This window comes from Colwellia sp. KS18-150 (assembly GCF_057551365.1).
The window spans coordinates 1-24,865 of the sequence record NZ_BAAJMC010000022.1 but is presented as its reverse complement, the minus strand read 5'-3'; the positions used below and the strand labels follow the sequence as shown (position 1 = coordinate 24,865).

The window sequence follows — 24,865 nt, the reverse complement described above, 5'->3', positions numbered from 1 at the left end:
ATAATGGAACAGAAAGTTATCCCTGATGGGTATCAACAAACTGAAATAGGTGTTATTCCGGAGGATTGGGATGTAGCACCTTATGCTGAACATTTTAATATAATTTCAGGAATGGGCTTCAATAAATCTGAATATGTACAGGGAGGAATTAAACTATTAAGAATAGATAATGTTTCATATGGAAATGTAACATGGAATTCAATAGCATTTCTTCCTGAAAAGTATTTAAAAAAGCATGAAAATTTAGTTCTTTCAGAAAGTGATATATTACTAGCACTAAATCGACCGATTACCAATAATAAGCTTAAAATGGCAATTATTTCAAAGGATGATTGCCCTGCAATTTTATATCAGAGAGTAGGTAAAATTATATTTCTTGATGAAAGTATGGATAGGAAATATGCCTTTTATATATTATCTAAATTTATTAAGAAATTTGTAGAAGAAAGCGCGGTGGGTACTGATCAACCTTTTATAAGTACAACTAAATTAAAGAAATGTTTATTACCTATACCGCCATCACTTAAAGAACAAACTGCCATTGCCAATGCCTTATCTGATGTGGATGCCTTAATTGCTTCAATTGAAAAATTGATAGCTAAAAAACAAGAAATTAAAACCGCCACCATGCAGCAATTGCTGACAGGTAAAAAGCGTTTGCCAACTTTTGACCGATACCAAAATGATGATCAAAGTGGCGCACGCAAAGGCCAACTCAAAGGCACCCAACAAACTGAACTTGGGGAAATCCCTGAGGATTGGGCTGTAGAAACAATTTCATCAATATCCGCTGTACCCATGCAAAATGGGTTGTTCTATGAACCTTCAAGAAAAGGGAAAGGTATAAGTTTAATAAACGTTGGTGATATGTATAAATCAGCGCCAATTGATGTTGAGCAACTTGAGTTGTTTAATGCTAATAAAGCTGAAATAAAAAGCTTTAGGGTAAATTCTGGTGATTTATTTTTTACACGGTCATCAATCGTTCCAAGCGGAATAGCTTTTTGTAATATTTATGAAGCTGAAAATATTGAAAGAGATGTTGTCTTTGATAGTCATTTAATTAGGGTTAGGGTCAATCCTAAAATTGCAGATGCAAAATATGTTTACCTTGCTTGTTTATCAAACATAGCTAGGAAATTCCTCATTAGCTCGGCTAAAACTGCAACCATGACAACGATAGACCAAGGGGCTATAACAAACTGCCCTGTATTGTTACCGTCTTTGGAAGAGCAAATATTAATTACCCATATTTTGTCTGACATGGATAAGGAATTAGAGTCTATAAAGCAACAATTAGCCAAAACCCAGCAAATCAAACAAGGCATGATGCAAGAGTTGTTAACGGGTAAAACACGGTTGTCGATTGATGCTATAGAAGGAGTTAAGTAATGACGCCAACCAAAAGCTATTATCGGATTATGCCAGGTCGCCAAAGTATTTATGCCAAAGAATGTTTTGAGCAAGGTTTTATCGGTGTTGACTGGAATGTAAACTCAGATTTAGCCGATTTATTATCGGGTTCAACTGATATATTTGATGAGTCATATCTGTATTTTTATCATCAAGCTAACCCAGAAAGTAATAAAATTGCCGCAGGCTTGGCTCGCAGTGCAACATTTAATGTAAGTAAAAACCTCTTAACTGGGGATATTGTGTTGTGCCCAAATGGCAACGGTATTTATTATGTTGGTGAAGTGGAATCTGATTATTACTTTGTAGAGGGAAGCGTACTTCCTCATCGTAGAAAAATAAAGTGGTATGAAAAAGGCGTTAAACGTAGTGATATGAGTGTAGCGCTTAAAAATTCTGCTGGCTCGGTAGGCACTTTAAGTGATTTAACTAAATATGCAAATGAATTAGAAAACCTGCTTGAAGGTAAAGCACCACCAGCATTAACTCATAATGATGAAACTGTAGAAGATCCGAGTGTGTTTGCTTTAGAAAAACACTTAGAAGATTTTTTGGTCGCCAATTGGCATTATACAGAACTCGGTAATGATTATGATATATACACTGAAGACGGTGATATTGTCGGCCAACAATACCCATCTGATACTGGCCCTTTAGATATTCTAGCTATTAGTAAAGATAAGAAAACGTTACTTGTAGTTGAATTGAAAAAAGGCAGAGCAAGTGACTCTGTGGTAGGGCAAATTCAGCGCTATATGGGCTATGTACAAGATGAGCTTTGTGAAGAGCATCAAAATGTTAAAGGTGTAATTATTGCGCTTGAAAATGACTTACGCCTAAAGCGAGCACTGAGTGTTACCAATAATATTGAGTTTTACCGTTACCAAGTGAGCTTTAAGCTTTGTAAAAATAATTACTAATTCAGGGATTGAACAATGAGACAAGAGCTTAGAGAAGCATATGTAGCTCGAATTGCTACTGAAATGACACAAGTATTGACTGGCAATAATTTCGAAAGGTTTGGTTATTTAATCTCAGACCAAGTCTATAGTGATTATGAATTGAGGCACAGGGGAACAACTCTTGCTGGTGCTCCTGTAGGACATGTCGTTGATAGCTTCTCTGTTTGTGGTGAAGCTGTCGCTGAATATAGTACTGAAGAAAGTTATTTCAGCAAAATAGATAAGATTGATAAAGATACTCAACATGCTGTTGAGCATTATCGAGACTCATTAAAGAAATTGTTATTACTTAGTAATAGACAATGTAACCCCAGCCAACAAAAAGAAGTGACCAAGTATATTTTAGAAATAAAGGATGCTATTGGTCTTGAAATAATTGTTTGGGATGCCAGAAAAATAGCTGAATACATTGTTGATGACTTGCTATTTGATGATGTTTTGGCTGAGAGAATATCTTATTTCTTACCTTCTGTTAAAACGATAAGGTTTGAATCTGCACTTAATTTTACGCTACCTAAAATTGATAAGAACTATCAACATCGAGCTGGAATTGAAGGGGAGATATCAAGCAAGCTACTTGAGGGGAATTCATGTGTTATTGCCGGATTTGGCGGTATGGGGAAGTCTAGCATTTCCTCTGCGATTGCTAACTCAATAAAATCAGAGTTTGATATTACAGTATGGTTAGATGCTTCGGAACTGCAAGATATTAAACAGTTGGGGAGCTTTGATGTTTGTAGGAATGGACACCAAATTAACCTTAATGGTTTATTGAAGTCCAAAAAAACACTTTTAGTATTGGATAACCTAGCGGCACCGCTCTCTCAAAGTCAACTTGAAGAGCTTTGCTCGAACGATTCTGTAATCCTTGCTTCTCGTCGAAATGTTGCCGATGTAAATGATTTGAAGCTGCCGCTTTTAGATGAAACAACAGCTAAGTGTATATTAGAATTTGAGACAGAAGATCTCTGCCCAGATTCAGTTTTTCAAAAAGTATTTTCTACCGTAGGTGGTTATCCTCTTATTTATGCACTAATGAATGCAAATATAAGAGAAAGCGACTATGAATGGGCTGATATAGAAAGTGATTGTGAAGCAATCAGCGAGTATGAAGATGAGATGCATCAAAAACTCACAGAGCGACTAATTGGTCACTTACTAAGTAGTTTAAGCACTCAGCTTTCATTTCTAAAGGCATGCGAAGCTAAAGTAATAGACTATAACTTTGCCAAAGCTACTCTTAAACCAATTGGTATAAAGAAGCTAGTTAGCTCTACTATCTTATCGAACAGTAATCTTGGTTTTTTAAGAGTACATGATGTGATTTTTGAGGCAATATCAAATATGAATATTGAATCCTTAAAAATTGAAGCGCCATTAAAAGAATATTTAGAAAAATCTGAAAATAACAATTGGGCAGCTTTTTTGCGTGTGTCTCACTGGCATAATGAACTAATTTATAACAGCTATAAAAATACAAAGGAGAGTATATATTTATATTCTCATTTAATCGCCAGTGTTCCAGCCACTTTGATTAAAGCAGAAATATCTTCTCCCAGTGAAATTTACGATGATATTAATAAGAAATTACCTTCCGTAGATAGAATTAAAGTTTCTGCATTAATTGAGTTAATTGAAAGCGTATATTTACTGAATAAAGAGTCTTCAATAGACAATGCGCGGATTGAATTAGAAAAAGTAAGTTCAATATTCTCAGATCTCATTGGCATTGTTGGAAAAGATACTGAATTAACTAAAATGGTTAGGCATCATTATGCTAAATGCCTGCTGAGATTAAAGAAAGAACCTGAAGCCGAAGCTGAATTTAATAAGCTGATTGATGAAGATCCTTCAATGTATGAAGTAAAACTCCAATTAGCTAGAATTTACGCTAGAACTGATAGAGCGTCTAGAACTAAGCAGATTATTGAAGAAATACTTAATGCATGGCAAAGTGAATCAGGGCCTTCTATTTCTGTCGCACTTGCTGCATTTGAACTTGTATCACGCAACTCATTGAAAGAATACAAACAAGATTTAAATACTCAATACTCTGACCTTATTGCTTCAATCATTAAAGAAGCTATGGCATTTGGTTATGATCATTCCTATCGCGCATTTTCAATCTTTGCTGGTGACTGGGCTTATAATCACCCAGAAAAATTTATTGCAACTTTTGATTTCTTACCTTTGCCTCATGTCTCAAGTATTAAAGATGATGGTACTAAAAACTCTATAGCAGATTTATATAGAGAGGCTGGAAAAGTACATTTAAGGCAGTGTAGTGACAAAGCTCACTACCTCTTTGATATGGCGATAGTTTTTTATAGTGCGGTTGAAAATAAAAAGCCATTTTACCAACGCAGGCTTGCTGAAGCGTTGTATTTAGGAAAAAGATATGATGATTCCATCTCAATTTGTAACTCTATAATTGAGCAAAGCGATCGAGACCCTTATGTGTTTTTTTGGTTGGCTAAAGCACAGTTATCTTTAGATATTCTCCCTGAAGCTAAAGAAAATATAGGTATTGCACTGACCAAACTGCCAGACAACCAAAAAGGCTTTAGTTCATCATTTCTTGAAGTTAAAAGCGATATTTTAAGGGCTATGGGGGAGGGAGATTTTGTTGACGTTCTCCAAGAAGCAATTGAATGTTGCAACTCTAAGAAGTATCGAACTCAACTTGAAGAAAAGTTAAAGGATTTGACTAATAAAGGTGTAAATGAGAAATGAGTAATGTAGGCCAACGAGAACGAGTTACCCAAGCAAGAGTGGTTGAGTTTTTTCAAAACGAACTTAACTATGAATATTTAGGTGATTGGCATGAACGGAAAAATAACCGTAACGTTGAATCTGAGTTATTAACTAAATGGTTAAAACGGCAAGGTGTTAGCGATGGTTTAATTGGCCGAGCATTGCGTAAGTTTGATATGGCGGCTGGCTTGGGTGAAGGCAAGAAGCTCTTTGATGCGAATAAAGAAGTGTACCGTATGTTGCGCTATGGCATTAAAGATAAAGAAGGCGCTGGTCAGCAAAATGAGACTATTTGGCTAATTGACTGGGGAAATCCAGAAAATAATGATTTTGCCATTGCTGAAGAAGTATCAATTGAAGGTGAAAATAAGAAACGCCCCGACATTGTTCTTTATGTAAATGGTATTGCGGTAGGCGTTATTGAACTGAAACGTTCAAGTGTATCCATTGGCGAAGGTATACGCCAAAATCTCGATAATCAGAAGAAAGACTTTATTCGAAACTTCTTTACTACAATGCAGTTGGTTATGGCGGGGAATGATACCCAAGGTCTGCGTTATGGAACAATTGGTACACCTGAGAAATATTACCTTGAGTGGAAAGAAGAGAACCCTTCATATAACCCTGCAACAGATCCTGTTTCTGAAAAATTCATTTTATTAGATGAATCTGAAAAAGCAGATAACCTTTTAGATTTTCATCTACTTAATTTTTGTAATAAAAAACGACTTTTAGACACCATTCATAATTTTATTGTGTTTGATGCTGGCGTTAAAAAGACTTGTCGGCAAAATCAGTATTTTGGTATTCAGGCAGCCAAAAAGCATATTGCTAAACGTGAAGGTGGAATTATTTGGCACACACAAGGCTCAGGTAAAAGCTTAACTATGGTTTGGCTTGCGAAGTGGATACGTGAAAATGTAAAGGATGCCCGTGTACTGATAGTTACTGATAGAACTGAGCTTGATGAGCAAATAGAAAAAGTATTTAAAGGCGTTGATGAAGACATTTATCGAGCTGATTCTGGAGCTGATTTAATTGCCACACTTAACGAGGCCAACCCTTGGTTAGTGTGTTCTTTAGTTCATAAGTTTGGCCGACGAAGCGATAAAGAAGATGATGTAGCTACTGAAGAATATATTAAAGAGCTTAAAAATAGTTTGCCCGATGATTTTAATGCAAAAGGTGATTTATTTGTTTTTGTTGATGAGTGTCACCGAACTCAATCAGGCAAGTTACATGATGCAATGCAGGCTATTCTGCCTGAGGCCATGTTCGTTGGTTTTACAGGGACACCACTACTTAAAAAAGATAAAAGAAAATCGATAGAAGTTTTTGGCTCATATATTCATACCTATAAATTTAACGAAGCAGTCAGTGATGGCGTAGTACTTGATTTACGTTATGAAGCGCGTGATATAGATCAGCATTTAACTTCGCAGAAGAAAGTCGATGAATGGTTTGAAGCAAAAACAAGTGGCCTCACAACCCCTGCGAAAATGCAACTTAAGAAAAAATGGGGCACGTTACAAAAAGTATTATCGAGTCGTTCACGTCTTGAGAAAATTGTTAACGATATTCTAATGGATATGGAAATTAAAGCACCTCTTAAAAATGGTCGTGGTAATGCCATGTTGGTTTGCTCAAGCGTTCACCAAGCTTGTATTGTTTATGAATACTTTTCTAAAACAGAATTTAAAGACAAATGCGCTATTGTAACTAGTTATAAGCCTTCAGCGAGTGACATTAAAGGTGAAGAAACTGGCGAAGGCTTAACTGAAAAACTCGAAAAGTATGAAATATACCGCAAGATGCTGGCTGACTACTTTGATAAATCGCAGGATGAAGCGAGTAAGCTTGTTGAAACTTTTGAAAAAGAAGTAAAACAACGCTTTATTGATGAACCAGGTCAGATGCGATTGCTAATAGTGGTAGATAAACTATTAACAGGCTTTGATGCACCATCAGCAACTTATCTTTATATTGACAAAACAATGGCTGATCACAACTTATTCCAAGCGATTTGTCGGGTAAATAGGTTAGATGGTGATGATAAACAATATGGCTATATTATCGATTATAAAGATTTGTTTACCTCACTTGATAAAACCGTTGGGGATTACACTGCTGGGGCATTAGACGGCTATGATGAAGATGATATAGCTGGCTTGTTAACAGATCGCTTGGTATTAGCGAAAGAGAATTTAGATACTTCGCTAGAAGCTGTAAAGGCGCTTTGTGAACCAGTAATGAAGCCAAAAGATACACAAGACTATATTAAGTATTTTTGTGGTGACACCACTAAAGCTGATGATTTAACTGAACGTGAATCACTTCGAGTCACTTTGTATAAATCCGTTAGTAAATTAATTAGAGATTATGCTGACATTGCCAATGAAATGATTGATGCAGGTTATGACTCCGCACAAGTTGTGCAAATAAAGAAAGATGTAGCCCATTTTGAAAAAATGCGTGATGAAGTAAAACTCGCCAGTGGTGATTACGTCGATATGAAACGTTATGAGCCAGCAATGCGCCAATTGCTTGACATGTACATTAAGGCTGATGAAAGCGAAATATTGATTGATTTTGATGATAAAGGATTGATTGAGCTGATTGTAGAAAAAGGTGAAGGCGCTCTTGATGGTTTGCCAGAAGATATTAAGAAAAATGAAGCATCTATGGCAGAAACTATAGAGAACAATATGCGTAAAACGATTGTTGATGAAAATCCCGTTAACCCTAAATATTATGATCAAATGTCGACATTGTTGGAAGCTCTCATTGAAGAGCGAAGAAAACAAGCAATCACTTATCAAGAGTACTTAGAAAAGATAAAAGCCTTAGCTGGCAAAGTTGTTAACCCTAATGGTAAAGAACCTGATGTACCTGATTCAATTGATACACAAGCTAAGAAAGCACTTTATGACAACTTGAATAAGAATGAAGTGCTAGCGAATAAACTTGATACTGCTATTCGCTATACCAAGAAAGCTGATTGGGTTGGTGACCGAATGAAGGAAAAAGAAGTGGCTCGTGCTATTCATCAAGAATCTGCTGGTTATGATATTTGTGTCGAAACCGTTTTAGAAATAGCTAAACGCCAAAAAGAGTATCAATAGTTAATGAGTGAAAAGAATGAAAATGATGAGATTCACTCAATTTTAATTATTGGTGGCTTGAATGTTGATGTTATTCGAAAAGACATTAAAAACCTCCATATAAGTGTTATGCCACCTAATGGCAGAGTCAGGGTGGCAATACCTAAGCATGTTAATGATGACAGAGTGAGAAGCGCTGTTGTAACTAAACTTGCTTGGATTAAAAAGCAACAAAGTGATTTTGAAAAACAGCCGCGCCAAAGTGAACGTGAAATGGTGTCAGGTGAAAGCCATTATTTTTTTGGTAGACGTTATCGGTTAGAAATAGTTGAAGGTAAGGCTAATATTTCAATTAAAGGAAATAGCACACTAAAGCTAACAGCGCCTAAAAATCTAACTAAAGAAAAACGCTTAAAACTGCTAGATGCGTGGTATCGTGAGCAACTTAAAGAAAGACTTCCAGAGCTATTAAACAAATGGCAAGCAGTAGTTGGAGCTGAAGCTTTGCATTGTGGTATTCGTAAAATGAAAACCAAATGGGGAAGCTGTAACACTAGTGATAAACGAATTTGGTTAAATCTAGAACTCGCTAAAAAACCTCCTGAATGCTTAGAGTATATTTTGGTACATGAGTTAGTTCATTTACTTGAAAGACATCATAATCGTCGTTTTAAAGATTTTATGGATGAGTTTATGCCAAGTTGGAGTTTGCATCGTGATACGTTGAATTCATCGCCGTTGGCAAATGAAAATTGGGTTTATTAGAAATATGAAATAAACAAGATCCAAATAGGGTGCTTGAGTAAAAGTTTCATGAAATTAAGAAGTTAACGGTTTTTAATATATGATAAAACAGACTATATAATACTAGTTAAATAGCATGACTCGAAAACTATAAAGCCTGCTTTTAGTGAAACATGTTTGTTTGGTAATCAAAACTCAGCATGTAAACCAACAACACCTAAGTGGTCTCATACAATTGAGAGATTAAAGACAGAATTTAATACTTATAATTAAATTAATGTCGTGACGCTACGTGAAATTTACTAGGGAATAGTCACAAAAATAAATTTCATGCACGTAGCGTTACGCAACATAGGATCTAGTTGTTAACTTGCAAACGTTAAAATTTCAGTAAGCTAAAACATCATATACTTTAACTAATTCAATAAGATAATTTCCCAGTGAAAGTTGGATCCGATCTAGTTCTTAATTTGGATTAACACTATGAGTTTGATTTAGACAATAAAAGTAAGATTTATTACTTATTAAAATGCACATTTTAAAAGATTATCTGTATTAAGTGTTTTCCTTTGGCTACATGTATAGTTAAGGCCTCTTTTGCCTGCCTAATTGCCACACCACCCATAGAGCCAGATGTGTCAATAATATATGTAACTTGCTTTGTAATTGATGTTGTTTGTTGAGTGTTAGGGGGCATTACCATCAAAAGCCCATAATGATAGTCATTATCTGTTGTTTGAAAAAAAGCACCTTTAGGAGCGTTACCTTGGCTCACTTGCCACCTTAGAACAAAATCTCTATCTAATAGAACACTTTTGTTCGCTAGTGAAATAGCTGTACTGTTAGTATGCGTTCGTTTAGAAATTTTATGGTATTGACTAGTGATATTAGTGATCTCAATTCCTGTACTTAAATTAACATCAATATTAACTTTCTGCCCTGCACTCACTCTAGTTTGAGGCGGTGATATCTCAGCCCAACCGCTCTCATTTATATGAGTTCGGTTTTCAATTTCATTTTCATCATTAACTAATGGACTTGAAGTATTGTGTGAAGGTAAATACCGCGGAGTTATAGTTAATGGGATGCGTATTGAAAACTCTTCGTCAGTGTAATTTACCGATTGTAAATAACTAATGGTTATTTTGATTGTTTCACCTGGGGCAATGTTACTTATCTTTGTGGTAAACATATTTGGGCGCTGCTGCGAGACTAAGCTTGCTTTTTTACCTTGTTTTTTAGCTTGTTGGTACAGCTTCTTAGCTTGCTTTCGCTCTTTGATTTGACCAACTATTCGCCGCTCTCCTATTTCCATCACCATGGCATCAACTGCAGCATCATCAATGAGGGGGAAAACATAAGTAGCTTCGACGTAATCATCACTGTCATTTACAAAGACTTGACTAAACTCAACTCTTGCGAGTAAACCATTGACTTGAACTTGATAGTCACTATTTTGCTTTAATGCAGTGTAATAACCCTGCACTCCTTTAAAATATAAACTGCCGCTTTTGACTTGATGAAAAGGGATTTTTGAATATTCAGCTAATGGTTGTGCATATACGTATGAGCACAGCGCTAGACTCACCATGATGCCTGAAAAACGCATAATTCTATTAATTAGAGTAACTATGGCTGTTTTTGTAAATTTTTCTTGATGTAATTTAGTGAGTAATTTCATTATTAAACTCTTCATGGATGAAAGTTTAATAATGAAATAATAGTGTGACTTTACCGTGTTAGATAATGGCTATTCTATGACAAATAATGATGAAATATGGCAGCGATAGTTATTTTAATAAAGTATGCCCTTCAGGAAGTTGCTTTGCTATCCATAATGCAAGTTTATGTTTCATGTTAGGTTGATCTTCACTACTTATTGCCAAAGGTTGAATTAATTTGTCGTTAACTAATAAACGATAAAGGCTTTCAACTTTATCTTTAGCAGAATTGGTCGCAGAAAAACTTTTATAGCCACGATTAATGGCATACTTTTCACCAATGACTAAAGCTTTCTTTAGAAGCTCTGCTTCATGTTTTAATTTTTTCATTATTTATAAATCTTAAGAACTAAGGTATAGTTAAGATGCGTTAAAACTTGAAGTAAGTCAATCACCTGTTGATCTTGTTTACTGGTTATATTGATTTGCATCATCTATCGTACATTACTATTTTGCTGCATTTATAGAGCAACTAGTTATTTATTAGCAACTCCAAAATCAGGATGGCGTATGTCAATCTCACGTACAAGAAAAGTTCAACATAAAGTATATATCCCCTCTTCCGCTCGTGAAAACCAATACTTGATGGTCAAGTTTCCATTAACTGATGAACTACTGGCAAAATATACGGATTTAATCGACGAAAAATCTTCTCAGCCTTATGAAAAACTATACCAAACATTAGCATCGTTGTTTTTTAGCATTAATGATGAGTCCGCTATCGAAAGTAGTCACTTCATCGCGAACGATAAATTTACACGTGTTCGATTTAGCCCAGAAAAACTTACCTCAGAAACCAAACAACAATTATTGTTTCTATACAATCCTGCCTTTCATACTAGTCAAAACAGTTATTTTGATGGCAGTCAAAGAGCTAAAAAAATCACCTTAGTATTTTTGGCCAATGGTGAAGAGCTACGTATTAATTCAGCAAAATTTCATAAACAAGTAACACAAGCAGTTGAGAAATTTACACAACAGCTCAATGTTGATAAATCTACTGTTCGTCTTTGTGACCATCAACATTTAACCTATGATTTATTTGCTAAAAATAAAGGCATAGAAGGCTCTCAAGTACACAAGTTTCGTTCAATAACTAATCGCTATTTAGCTGACGAACAAACCTTAGCTGAAGACATTGATTCGTTGACTTATGCTGTAGTCGATCTCCCGATTAATAAAAGAATTCGTGACTTAGTGGCTGTAGATGAAAATGCCAGTGACAAATACAATGAGCTGTATAATTTAATTGCTGATGCGTTTATCACTTCTGCAAAAAACCAAAACTTTAATAATGGTGCAGTTATCGCCAATGGTTTAGTGCCGATTGTCAGAAGCGCTGAAGATGAAAATGTTATTGCTAGCGGTGAATTACTTATGCTCGGTTATAACCCATCTCACACAAGCTGTGGTTATACGTGTAAATGGGACAGCGCTAAATTAGTCGACACTGTACAGTTGATCTTTGTAGCAAGTGTTCATAATAAAACGTCACACGGTTACGGTAAATTTGTTAATCAAATTGAGCAAGCTCTTCGTGGTTTTGCTGAACGTTTAGATTTTATTAATGATAAAGAAGAAATGCTAGTGAGATTACACCAACATATTGGTTTTTATCTAGATTAATCATTTTCTTAGTTAGTAATAAAGGTAGCTATTAATTTATTAACAGCTGCCTTTTTTATTGCCTACACTACTCGCTTACTCTAATAATTCTTCTATATCCTGCTCATACTCGGGAATTCTCTTTGGGAAGAAACCCGTATGTCGTTTTTTAATTTGACCTTCTCTGTCAATAAGTATGCTTGTTGGCATACCCCGTATCGCAAAGCGTTTTGCGACTTTACCTTTGGGATCATAAATAACAAACATTGAACTAGAATGTTCACTTAAAAACTGCCTAGCCAAGGCTTGGTTGGCATCTAAATTTACACTGATAATGGTGAAACCTTGAGACTGGTATTTTTTTTCAATAGTATTCATCCATGGAAATGATTGACGACAAGGAACACACCATGAAGCCCAAAAATCGAGATATATCACCTCGCCTTTATGTTTATTTAGTACAGTTTCTAATGTCTTAATGCTGTCTTCTTGATTAGCTAATGCAGTATTACTGGTTAGAATACTCACAAGAGTCAAGTAAAGAGCGAATAGAGTAAAACATTTAAAATTTGTCATTCACTATATCTCTAGGTTGATAATTGAACATATGGTAATTTTAATTAGAACATAATCTACTAGGGTTTTCTCGGTAAATTTCTTTAAAATTTAGCTACTTCCATAGATTTCATACAAGCTATATAACAAATAGTTTTAATAATCATTAATTTTATAATTGCTTTTTCTGTCAAAACTGGCAAAGTGTCAATTCGCTAGTACTTATCTCTCATAATTAACTAGCACTCACAATTTGAATTCAAACAATATTAATTAAAGGAGTAGCGCTTCAATGTGTTCGATCTTTGGTATATTAGATATAAAAACAGGTGCGCAAGCACTTCGTCCCATAGCGTTAGAATGTTCTCGTCTTTTACGTCACCGCGGACCTGATTGGTCTGGCATTTACAACAACGATAATGCAATTTTAGTTCATGAGCGTTTATCGATAGTTGATACTGAGCATGGCGCTCAACCGCTATACAATGAAAACAAAACTCACGTACTTGCTGTTAATGGTGAAATTTATAACCATAAAACATTAGCAAGTGAATTGTCTGTTGATTATACATTTCAGACAGCTTCTGACTGTGAAGTAATACTACCTTTATACAAAGAGCACGGAGTAGATTTTGTAGATAAACTGCAAGGCATGTTCGCTTTCATTTTATATGATGAAACAACTAACTCTTATTTAATTGCCCGTGACCATATTGGTATTATTCCTCTTTATACTGGCTATGATGCAGACGGTAACTTTTATGTCGCTTCAGAAATGAAAGCGTTAATGCCAATTTGTAAAACGGTTGAAGAATTTCCTCCAGGACATATTTTAGATAGTCGCGTTGGTAAATTACAAAAATATTATAAGCGTAACTGGCATCAGTACGCTGCGATTAAAGATAATACGACTAGCACTGTTAAAATACGTGAAGCCTTAGAAGAGTCAGTGAAAAGCCATTTAATGACCGACGTTCCTTACGGTGTATTATTATCAGGTGGCTTAGATTCATCTTTAATATCTGCAATTACTCAAAAGTTTGCTTCACGCAGAATAGAAGAAAACGATTTAAGTGAAGCTTGGTGGCCTAAAGTACATTCTTTTGCATGTGGATTAGAAGGTTCTCCAGATCTAGTTGCCGCTCAAACCGTTGCAGATAGCATTGGAACCATACATCACAGCGTTGTATTCACGGAGCAGGAAGGGATTGATGCTCTTAAAGAAGTTATCTATCACTTAGAAACTTATGATGTGACCACTATTCGTGCTTCAACTCCAATGTATTTAATGGCAAGAAAGATCAAAGCCATGGGTATTAAAATGGTACTTTCTGGTGAAGGAGCTGATGAAATATTTGGTGGTTACTTATATTTCCATAAAGCGCCAAATGCTCAAGAGTTCCATGAAGAGCTGAACAGAAAGCTTGACCGTTTGCACAAATTTGATTGTTTACGTGCCAACAAATCAATGTCTGCTTGGGGCATTGAAGCTCGTGTACCATTTTTAGATAAGAACTTTATGGATGTTGCAATGCGCATTAATCCTGAAGATAAAATGTGTGGCAACGGTAAAATGGAAAAAGCCATTTTACGTGAATCTTTTGAAGGTTATTTACCTAAAGAAATTTTATGGCGTCAAAAAGAACAATTTTCTGATGGCGTAGGCTACTCTTGGATAGACGGTTTAAAAGCGCATGTTGAAGCACAAGTAACTGATCAACAACTTGAAAGCGCGAGCTTTAGATTTCCAGTTAACACTCCTGATAGTAAAGAAGCTTATTTCTATCGCTGTGTTTTCGAAGAAAAATATCCACTAGCGACTGCTGCTGATTGTGTTATCGGCGGCAAGTCAGTCGCTTGTAGCACACAAGAAGCATTGGCTTGGGATGAAAGTTTTCAAAATAATGCCGATCCATCCGGTCGCGCTGTATTAAGTGTACATAACGAAAGTTATTAATCTTTAATATAAATATAAGATCAAAAAAGCGAGTAATAACTTAAGGTTATTACTCGCTTTTCTTTTAAATCATAGTTGTATTTAAATCACTTTAGACCATTCACAACTTGTTTAACAAGATCTGGCCCTTGGTAGATAAATCCAGTATATACTTGCACTAAACTAGCTCCTGCTGCTAATTTTTCATTGGCATCTTCACTAGAGGCTATGCCACCAACACCTATAATAGGAAGCTTGTTATCAAGGGCTTTACTTAATAACTTGATGACAGTAGTACTTTTGTCTTTAACTGGAGCACCACTTAATCCACCCTGCTCTGTGCCATGCTCTAATCCTTCAACGCCTTCTCTTGATAAAGTCGTATTAGTTGCAATAACACCATCAATTTCATTATCAATAAGACATTGAGCGATAGATAATACTTCTTCTTCATTTAGGTCCGGTGCAATTTTTACAGTCAAAGGAACATACTTATTATATTGCTCTGCTAAAACCTTTTGTTCGGCTTTTAACGCGGATAATAGCTCATTTAACGCATCACCGTATTGTAACGAGCGTAAGCCAGGAGTATTTGGAGAAGAAATATTCACAGTGATATAAGTAGAGAAATCATAAACTTTACGCATACAATGAATATAATCGTCTTTAGCATTTTCTTCTGGCGTATCTTTATTCTTACCGATATTAATTCCTAATACACCTTTAAATTTAGCCGCACGTACTTGCGACACTAAAAAGTCTACACCTTTGTTGTTAAAACCCATGCGATTAATAATGGCATTAGCTTCAGGTAACCGGAATATTCTTGGTTTATCATTACCAGGTTGTGGGCGTGGTGTAACAGTACCAACTTCAACGAAACCAAAACCCATGGCGGCAAATGCATCTACACATTCACCATTTTTATCTAAACCAGCAGCCAAACCGACTGGATTAGGAAAATCTATCCCCATAACCTGTACCGGTTTATTAGCAACTTTTTGTTTATAAATATTATTCAGAGCCGTCGAGCCGGTTTTTTTTAACCCTTTAATGGTTATCTCATGAATAGTCTCAGCATCAAATTGAAAGAACACTTTACGAATGGCAGAATAAAACATATTACCTCTGGCGTTGATATAAATAAAAAATCCCTGCTTAGCGACTAAGCTAGGCAGGGATTTTATCAGTTTAGCTTTGGTAATTCATTGTTTTGTGCGTAGTAAAAACAAAACAATGATTAATCTGCTATTTAACTGTCCTTTATTAACCTTTGACAGTTTAAGCTAAGTAACATTAATTCTCTTAATGCCACAGAGAACTTAGCAAATTCATGTGTTTGCCCCACTTTAAAGTCAGATAAAATATGTTTCCATCGCTCTAAAGGTTGAGCATTAGTTTCCACCCAAGCATCAAGCATTTTATCTAGATCTTTTGCGGTAGCGGTACAATCACATCGTAAAACCACTGACGTTAATGAACGCTGTTGCCAATCAAGCTCTTCTCTAAATGATGCTCTTGCAAGTGCTTGCCAATGGTTACCTACTGCTTGGCGTGTAATTTGATCTAAGAACCAATGTAATTCAAGGCGCACACCTAATTTAAAATAAAGACTAGCAATAAGCTCAACATCTCGACCATCTTCTTCCGCAATTTCAGCAATATCAAGTGCAGAAAAGATAGTACTTAATTGTGCAATTCTAACAGCAACAACTTTTGGAACACCAGCTGAGCTCAAGTCACCTTCAACTCTTTGTAATTGCGTTGCTTCGCCTTCAATAATTAAGCTATTCAACTTTTTAGCCATTACTTTAAAAGTCGGCTGATACAATGCAATTGATTGCTCTATAGATAACGATTTATTACGATGACGTAAGAACCAACGTGTTGCTCTTCTTACCGTTCGACGATATTGAAATAACATCTCTGTTTGAATCGCAGTTGATATCTTATTGTTTAAGACTTCGATTTTTTGCCAAAACTCTTCTAATTCAAAAATCGCACATGCCATGGTATAACTATTGGCAATCTCAACAACAGTAGCTCCTGTTTCTTCTTGCATTCGATTAACAAAATTAAAGCCCATATCGTTACCAATTTTATTGGCTAACTTAGTTGCTATAATTTCAGCTCGTAGAGGATGCTGTTGCATTTGATCTTGATAAAGTTCACGTAACTGTTTTGGAAACGAGTTTATCAATAATCTATCGTGATACGGGTTATCGGTAATTTCTTTATGAACTAAATCTTCTTTTAGTACCATCTTACTGTAAGCAAGTAATACAGATAACTCTGGTCTAGTCAAACCCGTATTGTTTGATAATCGGTCGGCTATTTCTTCATCATCTGGGATAAACTCAAGAGCTCGGTCTAATTTACCCGTTCTCTCTAATTCATGAATAAAGCGAACTTGCTCTTTTAGTTGTGACACACCGCGCATTGCCGTGATTGACAATGAATGCGTTTGACGATAACAGTCCTCGATAACAATATCACCAACTTCATCGGTCATATCATAAAGTAGCTTATTACGTTGTTTTACTGTTAAATCGCCATTCTGAACTAACCCATTAAGTAGGATTTTGATGTTTACTTCATTATCAGAACAATCAACACCACCAGCATTATCAACGGCATCAGTATTAATACGACCGCCATTGGCAGCAAACTCAATACGGCCTAACTGAGTTAAACCTAAGTTACCACCTTCACCAACAATTTTAGCTTGTAAATCAGCACCATTGATACGTAGAGAATCGTTAGCCCTATCACCAACTTCTAAATGAGTTTCTTTGCTACTTTTAACATAAGTACCAATACCACCGTTCCAAAGTAAGTCTACTTTCATGGTTAAAATGGCTTGAATTAGCTCATTTGGCGACATGCTCTGTTTTTGAGTGCCAAGCATTTTCTTTATTTGAGAGGTAAGCTTAATTGATTTGACATGACGACTGAATATACCACCACCTTCAGAGATCAATTTTTGATTATAATCTTCCCAACTACAGCCAGGGAGGTTAAATAGACGCTTTCTTTCTGGGTATGTTTTCGCTGAATCAGGTGTTGGATCAATAAAGATATGCATATGGTTAAATGCGGCTTGTAGACAAATATGCTTTGATAACAACATGCCATTACCAAATACATCACCAGCCATATCACCAACAGCAATACAGGTGAAATCTGTACTTTGACAATCAATGTCCATCTCTCTGAAATGGCGTTTTACTGATTCCCAAGCACCTTTAGCCGTTATACCCATAGCTTTATGGTCGTAACCAACGCTACCACCTGAGGCAAAAGCATCTCCTAACCAAAAGTTATACTCATCCGAAATACCATTGGCAATATCTGAGAAGGTTGCCGTTCCTTTATCGGCAGCAACAACTAAATAGGCATCATCTTCATCAAGGCGAACAACATCAACAGGCGGAACTATTTCACCGTTAACGATATTGTCGGTAATATCGAGTAAAGCACGAATAAAGGTTCTATAACATTCTTTACCTGCTTCAAATATTTCTTGGCGAGAGCCACTAGGTAATTGTTTACAAACAAAACCACCTTTTGCGCCAACTGGAACAATCACAGTATTTTTAACTTGTTGTGCTTTCACTAGGCCAAGGACTTCTGTTCTAAAGTCTTCACGTCTATCTGACCAACGTAAGCCACCACGAGCAACCTTACCACCGCGTAAATGAACACCTTCGACTTGTGGTGAGTAAACAAATATCTCAAACTTAGGTACTGGTTGAGGCATTTCGCTGATTTTTTCAGGAACGATTTTAAATGAAATATACGGCTTATCTTTTTTATCACTGTCTACTTGGAAGTAGTTGGTGCGAATGGTCGCTAAAATCATTTCAATGAATCGTCGAATAATACGATCATCATCAAGATTAGCTACATCATCCAAAGAGTTTTCAATTTCAGAAAGTAATTTTGTTTGTGCCTTCTCTTTCGCACTTTCACTTGATTTGTTATTTGGATCAAAACGAGAAGTGAATAATTTAATTAACGATTCTGCTATCGCTGGGTATGAAGCGAAAGTACCTTCAATGTAACTTTGGCTAAATCGTCCACCGATTTGTCGCTCATACTTAGCAAAAGCACGAAGAATTGAAACGCTACGCCCTTCTAGTCCTGCACCTAGCACTAAGCGGTTAAAACCATCATCTTCAAGATCGCCATGCCAAACTTTGGCAAAAGCATCTTGGAATAAGGTGCGAACTTTATAAACGTCAAAATCGTTATCACCGGTGATCAGCATTGAGAAATCTAAAATCCAGAACATTTCTCCATCACTACTTTTGATGGCATAAGGGCTTTCACCGATAACACGCAAACCAAAGTTTTCTAACATAGGTAATACGTCAGATAAGTGAATAGGCTCACCTTTATGGAAAAGTTTTAATTTTACAAAACGGCTGCCAGATTTTTCTTCAACAGGTTGATAAAATAACATTTCGATATCGTCAGAAACATTAACACGTTCTAACTTTTCTATATCGACGATAGCAGAGCCTGGTAATACGGCATCTTTATATGCTTGAGGAAAGCTTGCATATTTTCGACTTAATGTTTTAGCTGCAGATTCACCTTTATTGGCTGATAATGCGCTGACGAGTTTATCATCCCAATTACGGGCCGCTTCATTTAAATTCTTTTCAATTTCTTTCACGTTTATATCTGCTTTTGTTGAGTTAACCCGAACAATATAATGTGTTCTCGCTTGTACTGATTCAGAAAAATAAGTAGTGAATTCGACATCTTCATCACTACCGAACGCTTCTTGAAGTAATTTTTGAGTTTCAACACGTAGCTTAGTGTTATAACGTTCACGCGGAACATATACCATACAAGAGTAAAAACGGTCAAAGGCATCTCGTCTTACAAATAAGCCGCAATAATCACGCTCTTGCATTTGTAATATACCCATCACGTTATGCAATAATTCGTCAACATTCGACTGTAAAATTTCATCTCTTGGATACGTTTCTAGGATATTAATTAAGGTTTTGTATGCATGACTGCCTTTTGCAAAACCCGATGCGGAACAAACATCCATCACTTTTGTTGAGATTAACGGTAAATCTAATGCACTGTTAGTGTAATAAGCAGAGCCGAATAAGCCAATAAAACGCTCTTCACCAATCACATTGCCTTTACTATCAAAGCGTTTTACACCAATGTAGTCAAGCTGTGCTGGTCTATGTACCCGAGAGCGAGAATTTGTTTTAGTTAAAATCAGGTGGTTTTTACCTAGGGCAATGTCACGTCCTGATTCATTTAAACTAGATATTAATCTACTTTTTGTACCATTAGAGTTTTTCATTAAACCTAAGCTAGAATCTATATTCGCTTCTAGCTTAATATCACCCTGCACTGCTTTTACATCATATGAGCGATAGCCCATCAAGGTAAAATTATTAGCCGCTAACCAAGATAAGAATTTAACCGTGTCATCTTTGGATTTTTTTGTACCGGGTAATTTAGCGTTAGTTACATCATCAATAACACCGTTAAAGCGATCAAGCATTGGCTGCCAATCGTTAACCGTTAAAGTGATATCTTCAACAACACTTAATAATTCATTTTTTATATTTGCTAATTCTTGGTTTGTTGATTGACGATCAATCTCAATGAAGAAAATAGTTTCTTGTGATGTTGCTTTGATTTTACTTTCAACTGCTGAAGCGAGCTTAGTTATTTGCTGGTTGCTATCACGGACAATTTTTAATGGTGAATTAAGCATTAAATGTGGTGAAAGGCCAAGTCTATTTAGCGCAATTCGAATTGAGTCCACTAAAAATGGCATATCTTTAACAATTACTTCAATAACTGTATGGCTCGATTTCCAACCATTTTTGCTTACTGAAGGATTAAATACGTGAATAACAGGCGCTTCGTCTGTGTGCTCGTTAAATGAGCTCCATAAACTTAAAGTAGCTCCGTACATATCACTATCATTTCTATTGGCTAAATCGAGTGATGATATATTGCTATATAATAAATCAGCAAATTGCTCGACTAATTGAGCGGACTCTTGCGGAACTTTTTTCTTAATTAATTGTGCTACGTTTTTTAGTATCACTGAGGGTGAACCGTTGACTAACGCCATGTTTTTTCCTTTTGCTCATTTTTAAAATCAAGAGTTAAATTAAAGTTTAAAACTAAAGTTAAAAAGAAATTTTGTAATAATTGAGTATGTTTTATTGTTATTTATATCTATAAAAAGCTGTATTGTGAGCTTATTTCTAAAACTCAAACTAAAACCTTTTATAGTATAGTACAGATTTTATGAATAAATTTAAGCGATTGCGAGAGTTTTTTTAGATTTAATACGAAAGATTCGGTAGTAATATGACGCAAATATTGACTAGTATTTTTGTTTATGCAAATAACCTTAATAACTACAGCCTATATTCACTACTTTTTGCTTAACTATACAGTTTAGCTCATTAATATTAATTTTAATGAATAACTAATTATTAAAAAATAATTTAAAATTTTCTGTCTAAAAATAGACTTAAGATAGAAATCATCGTCGATTATAGATTCTCAACAGTTATTCTTGAACACTGGGCAAAAAAATCCCTGCTAATAAGCAGGGATTTTAATTATTACAAAAGTAAAATACGGTTACTTTTTATTTGACCATAAAAAGGCTGATAAAGCAGGTAAAACAATTATTGCGGCAAGCATGTTAACTAAGAACATGAAAGTTAATAAAACTCCCATATCCACTTGGAATTTCAAATCAGAAAAGAACCAAGTAGAAACGCCAATGGCTAAAGTAATACCAGTAATGAGCACCGCACTCCCTCTTTCTTTTAAGGCCGCAAGATAAGCATCATGAACATTTGCACCTTCTTTTAGTTTAGTGCTCATGGTTGATAAGATATAAATACCGTAATCGACACCAATACCAACACCAAGCGCAATAACGGGTAAAGTTGATACGGTTAAACCAATATCTAATACCGTCATTAGCCATTGTGCCAGTGTTGACACGACATATAGCGGTAGTACAACGACAATAGTAGCTCGAACGCTTCTAAAGCTAAGTAAACATAATATTATTACAGCGCCATAAACGTAAAGCATCATAGGTAATTGTGCTTTTTCAACGGCTTCATTAGTTGCCGCCATAACACCCACAGGACCTGAAGCTAATTTGAATTGAAGATCAGGGCCACCTAGTTCTTCTGCAGCAATTTTAACTTCTTTAATGATACGGTTAATAGTCTCTGCTTTATGATCTTGCATAAACAATATAACAGGCATAACACTACAGTCACTGTTTAGTAGACCGCTTGACGAAGGTACACGCGCAATCGATTGTACTAAGGTTTGTTGATTACGTGGTAGAACACGCCAATTTGGATTACCTTCGTTATAACCTGCATTTACAATTTTTGAAATCGAGGCTAAGCTCACTGCAGATTGGACCCCAGGAACATTTTCCATTCGCCACTGAAATCTATCAATAGTGTTCATGGTATCGTAAAAAGTACAAGAGTCTGGTGTGGTTTCAATAATAACCGACATATAATCAACGCTAATCGCATACTTATTAGTAATTAAAAAGGTATCTTGATTATAACGAGAAGACTCATGAAGAGCTGGAGCACCGGCGTGTAATTCACCAATCTTCAATTGTTGCGAGTTAAATAACCCTAATGCATATAACACTACCGTTATCACTAAAATAACAATCGCTGGGCCTTTAGTCGCAAAACTTGCCATAAATCGCCAAATAGAGCTTTCTTCACCAATGTTACCTGCTGTATTCCCTCTATCTTTAGGGGTAATAGTTAAATATGACACTAGCAAAGGTAATAATATTAAGTTTGTTAGGATAATCATTGCGACACCGAGTGAAGCAGTTATCGCTAATTCACGAATAATACCGATATCAATCGACAATAACGTCATAAAACCAATGGTATCAGAAAGTAAAGCTATTCCACCTGGGATTAATAATGCTCTAAAACTTGCCTGTGCAGCAGCTTGTGAACTTAAGCCTTGGTGAACCTGTTTCACCACTGAGTTGATCATTTGAACGCCGTGACTTACACCGATAGCAAAGACTAAAAATGGTATTAAAATAGACATAGGGTCTAGTCCAAAACCGAGCGTTGATAACATGCCCATTTGCCAAATAACAGCAACTAGAGAACAAACAATTGGCAGAAGCGTTAAACTAATTGAATGGCAGAAGAAATAAACCATAATAGCGGTAATGGCTATCGCTATCGCAAAGAAAACTACAACACCTTTAGCACCTTCAGCAACATCGCCAACCATTTTTGCAAAACCAATGATGTGTACTGATATGTTACCTTGTTCAAATTCAGCGCGTACTTCTTGTTCTAATTGTGCAGCTATTTCTAGTGTATCAAGTTTCTCACCTGTATCAGGGTTAAAATCAAGTAATGAGGCTTTAACCATTGCACAGCTGTAATCATCAGCAACGATACTACCAACAATGCCTGCCTTTTCAATATTCGCTTTTACAACAGCTAGGCCTTTTTCATCAGCTTGAAAATCAGCGGGAATTACTGGGCCACCGGCAAAGCCATCTTCCACAACTTCAACAAAACGAGTGCTTGGTGAAAAAAGAGACTTAACTTGTATTCGGTTTACACCAGGGATAAAGAATAACTTATCATGAACCCCTTTAAGCGCGTTGAAAAAATCAGCGTTAAAAATGTCGTCGTCGGTATTACAGACTGAGATCAAAATATTATTTGCACCACCAAAGTTTTCTCGATGTTTCAAATAGGTTTTCATGTAACTGTGGTTCAAAGGAATATTCTTGGTAAAAGAAGCATCCAGTTTTATATGAGTCGCTTGGAAAAGCAAAAAACAGCTAGCGACAACAAACAGCATAAATACAAAGAATTTATGACGAAAAAGAGCAATTTCTAAACGGTTTGCGAGGGAGATTTTCATAGAATTATATAATCCAACTTTATTCTTTTATTATGGTACTGCTGACTACAAAGCAATAGTTTTAACACCGACATCTGATACAACAATCAACTGATTATTAAACCAAACACCTGCTATAAGGGCTTTGCCATCTTTTTGCATGCGTTTACGGTAATTCAAACCATCATCGTCACTTTCTAATAATGTGCCACTGTTAGCTAAAATAAAGATTCTATTATTATCTGCTAACACGATATCATTGATTAAAGCGGTAGTATCAGTATCTCGTTGCTGCCAAGGTGTACCATTTTGTAGACTTCTAAACACATGACCACGTAAACCTGCTACTAACAAATTACCCTTTTGTGTACGTGCGACATCGAAAAATGATCCCTGATATATTTCATCAAATGGTTGCCAATTCAAACCAAAATCATTACTTTTGGCTATCAAACCAATCTCACCAACCATATAGAGTGTTCTGCCATCAATTGATAGACGGTTGAAGTGAGGTAAAATTGAAGAGGCTTCGTCTAAATAGGCTTCTTCATCTTCTTGCTTTAATTCAGCTAAATAATCAGCATCATCAGGTAATAAAAATTCATCATGAAATTCACTTACCCAAGTATTACCACCATCAAGGGTTCTGAAAAATAAACCATAGGCACCAATAGCGATACCTTCAAGAGGTGATTTAAAAACAATATCAAGTAAAGGCTTCTCTAGCTCTGGCTTGTATTGCTGTATATGCCAGTTAGCTCCTGCATCTTTAGTGTGTAAAATGATGGCATCATGCCCTACAGCCCAGCCTAATTTTGAGTCTAAGAAAAAAACACTGGTTAACGTTGTTTGTACGGGTACATTAGCTTGATGCCATGTTTGTCCATTGGTGGAAGTTAAAATATGTCCATGTTCACCAACAACAACCAACTTTTCTTGGGCTATGTTAGTGATATCTAATAATAAAGATTTACTGGCTAATGGCGCCTTTATGGATGGAGATAAAGAAGATACATCTGCAGCAATACTAGATTGAGTAAACAATCCTAATAAGAATAAACTACACAATGTGAACGATATGAAACGCATGGTAAAGGCTCTTATAAACAATTTAAAATAACAACTATATAAATGAAC

14 protein-coding genes are annotated in these 24,865 nt (G+C 35.8%); 7 read left to right on the top strand and 7 right to left on the bottom strand.

The window, feature by feature from the left end:
- Positions 1-3: 3 nt before the first annotated feature.
- Genes AC27IF_RS17520 through AC27IF_RS17500 form a run of 5 tightly spaced genes read left to right on the top strand, consistent with a single transcriptional unit; the run spans position 4 to position 8,995 of the window.
- A complete protein-coding gene (locus AC27IF_RS17520; protein WP_487055639.1) occupies positions 4-1,392 on the top strand; it encodes a restriction endonuclease subunit S in 1,389 nt (462 codons plus the stop codon).
- Entirely contained in the window at positions 1,392-2,333 is a 942-nt protein-coding gene (locus AC27IF_RS17515) for an endonuclease NucS domain-containing protein (RefSeq protein WP_487055638.1), read from the top strand. Before AC27IF_RS17520 ends, AC27IF_RS17515 begins: the two co-directional genes overlap by 1 nt.
- 15 nt (positions 2,334-2,348) lie before the next feature.
- On the top strand, positions 2,349-5,108 hold the full coding sequence (locus AC27IF_RS17510) for a tetratricopeptide repeat protein (protein ID WP_487055637.1): 2,760 nt from the start codon (positions 2,349-2,351) through the stop codon (positions 5,106-5,108).
- Positions 5,105-8,251 carry a type I restriction endonuclease subunit R gene (locus tag AC27IF_RS17505; RefSeq protein ID WP_487055636.1) on the top strand — a complete coding sequence of 1,049 codons (3,147 nt, stop codon included), beginning with the start codon at positions 5,105-5,107 and terminating at the stop codon, positions 8,249-8,251. Before AC27IF_RS17510 ends, AC27IF_RS17505 begins: the two co-directional genes overlap by 4 nt.
- A gap of 3 nt (positions 8,252-8,254) precedes the next feature.
- Positions 8,255-8,995, top strand: coding sequence for a M48 family metallopeptidase (locus AC27IF_RS17500; protein ID WP_487055635.1), 741 nt, complete (start codon positions 8,255-8,257; stop codon positions 8,993-8,995).
- Positions 8,996-9,512: 517 nt separating this feature from the next.
- Here the strand turns inward: AC27IF_RS17500 and AC27IF_RS17495 are convergent.
- Together AC27IF_RS17495 and AC27IF_RS17490 are read right to left on the bottom strand one after the other, a co-directional pair.
- Positions 9,513-10,655, bottom strand: coding sequence for a VIT domain-containing protein (locus AC27IF_RS17495; protein WP_487055634.1), 1,143 nt, complete (start codon positions 10,653-10,655; stop codon positions 9,513-9,515).
- 109 nt (positions 10,656-10,764) lie between these two features.
- Positions 10,765-11,025, bottom strand: coding sequence for a DUF5062 family protein (locus AC27IF_RS17490; protein ID WP_487055633.1), 261 nt, complete (start codon positions 11,023-11,025; stop codon positions 10,765-10,767).
- Positions 11,026-11,205: 180 nt separating this feature from the next.
- Here AC27IF_RS17490 and AC27IF_RS17485 point away from each other — a divergent pair, with 180 nt between their 5' ends.
- The gene (locus AC27IF_RS17485; RefSeq protein WP_487055632.1) at positions 11,206-12,321 is read left to right on the top strand and encodes a DUF3083 family protein; all 1,116 of its coding nucleotides are present in this window, start codon (positions 11,206-11,208) and stop codon (positions 12,319-12,321) included.
- 75 nt (positions 12,322-12,396) lie between these two features.
- On the opposite strand, the gene AC27IF_RS17480 is transcribed toward AC27IF_RS17485, so the two are convergent.
- Entirely contained in the window at positions 12,397-12,876 is a 480-nt protein-coding gene (locus AC27IF_RS17480; protein WP_487055631.1) for a TlpA family protein disulfide reductase, read from the bottom strand.
- A 271-nt stretch (positions 12,877-13,147) separates the two neighbouring features.
- On the opposite strand from AC27IF_RS17480, the gene asnB reads away from it, so the two are divergent.
- Positions 13,148-14,812 carry an asparagine synthase B gene (asnB, locus tag AC27IF_RS17475; RefSeq protein ID WP_487055630.1) on the top strand — a complete coding sequence of 555 codons (1,665 nt, stop codon included), beginning with the start codon at positions 13,148-13,150 and terminating at the stop codon, positions 14,810-14,812.
- An 86-nt stretch (positions 14,813-14,898) separates the two neighbouring features.
- Here asnB and pyrD read toward each other — a convergent pair whose 3' ends face one another.
- The 4 genes from pyrD to AC27IF_RS17455 form a co-directional block, all read right to left on the bottom strand.
- On the bottom strand, positions 14,899-15,912 hold the full coding sequence (gene pyrD / locus AC27IF_RS17470; protein ID WP_487055629.1) for a quinone-dependent dihydroorotate dehydrogenase: 1,014 nt from the start codon (positions 15,910-15,912) through the stop codon (positions 14,899-14,901).
- Between the two features lie 131 nt (positions 15,913-16,043).
- Positions 16,044-20,912: an NAD-glutamate dehydrogenase gene (locus AC27IF_RS17465; RefSeq protein WP_487055628.1), complete on the bottom strand. Its 4,869-nt coding sequence runs from the start codon at positions 20,910-20,912 to the stop codon at positions 16,044-16,046.
- 521 nt (positions 20,913-21,433) lie between these two features.
- Positions 21,434-23,749, bottom strand: coding sequence for an efflux RND transporter permease subunit (locus AC27IF_RS17460; protein WP_487055627.1), 2,316 nt, complete (start codon positions 23,747-23,749; stop codon positions 21,434-21,436).
- A gap of 45 nt (positions 23,750-23,794) precedes the next feature.
- Positions 23,795-24,817, bottom strand: coding sequence for a WD40/YVTN/BNR-like repeat-containing protein (locus tag AC27IF_RS17455; protein WP_487055626.1), 1,023 nt, complete (start codon positions 24,815-24,817; stop codon positions 23,795-23,797).
- Between the last annotated feature and the right edge of the window lie 48 nt (positions 24,818-24,865).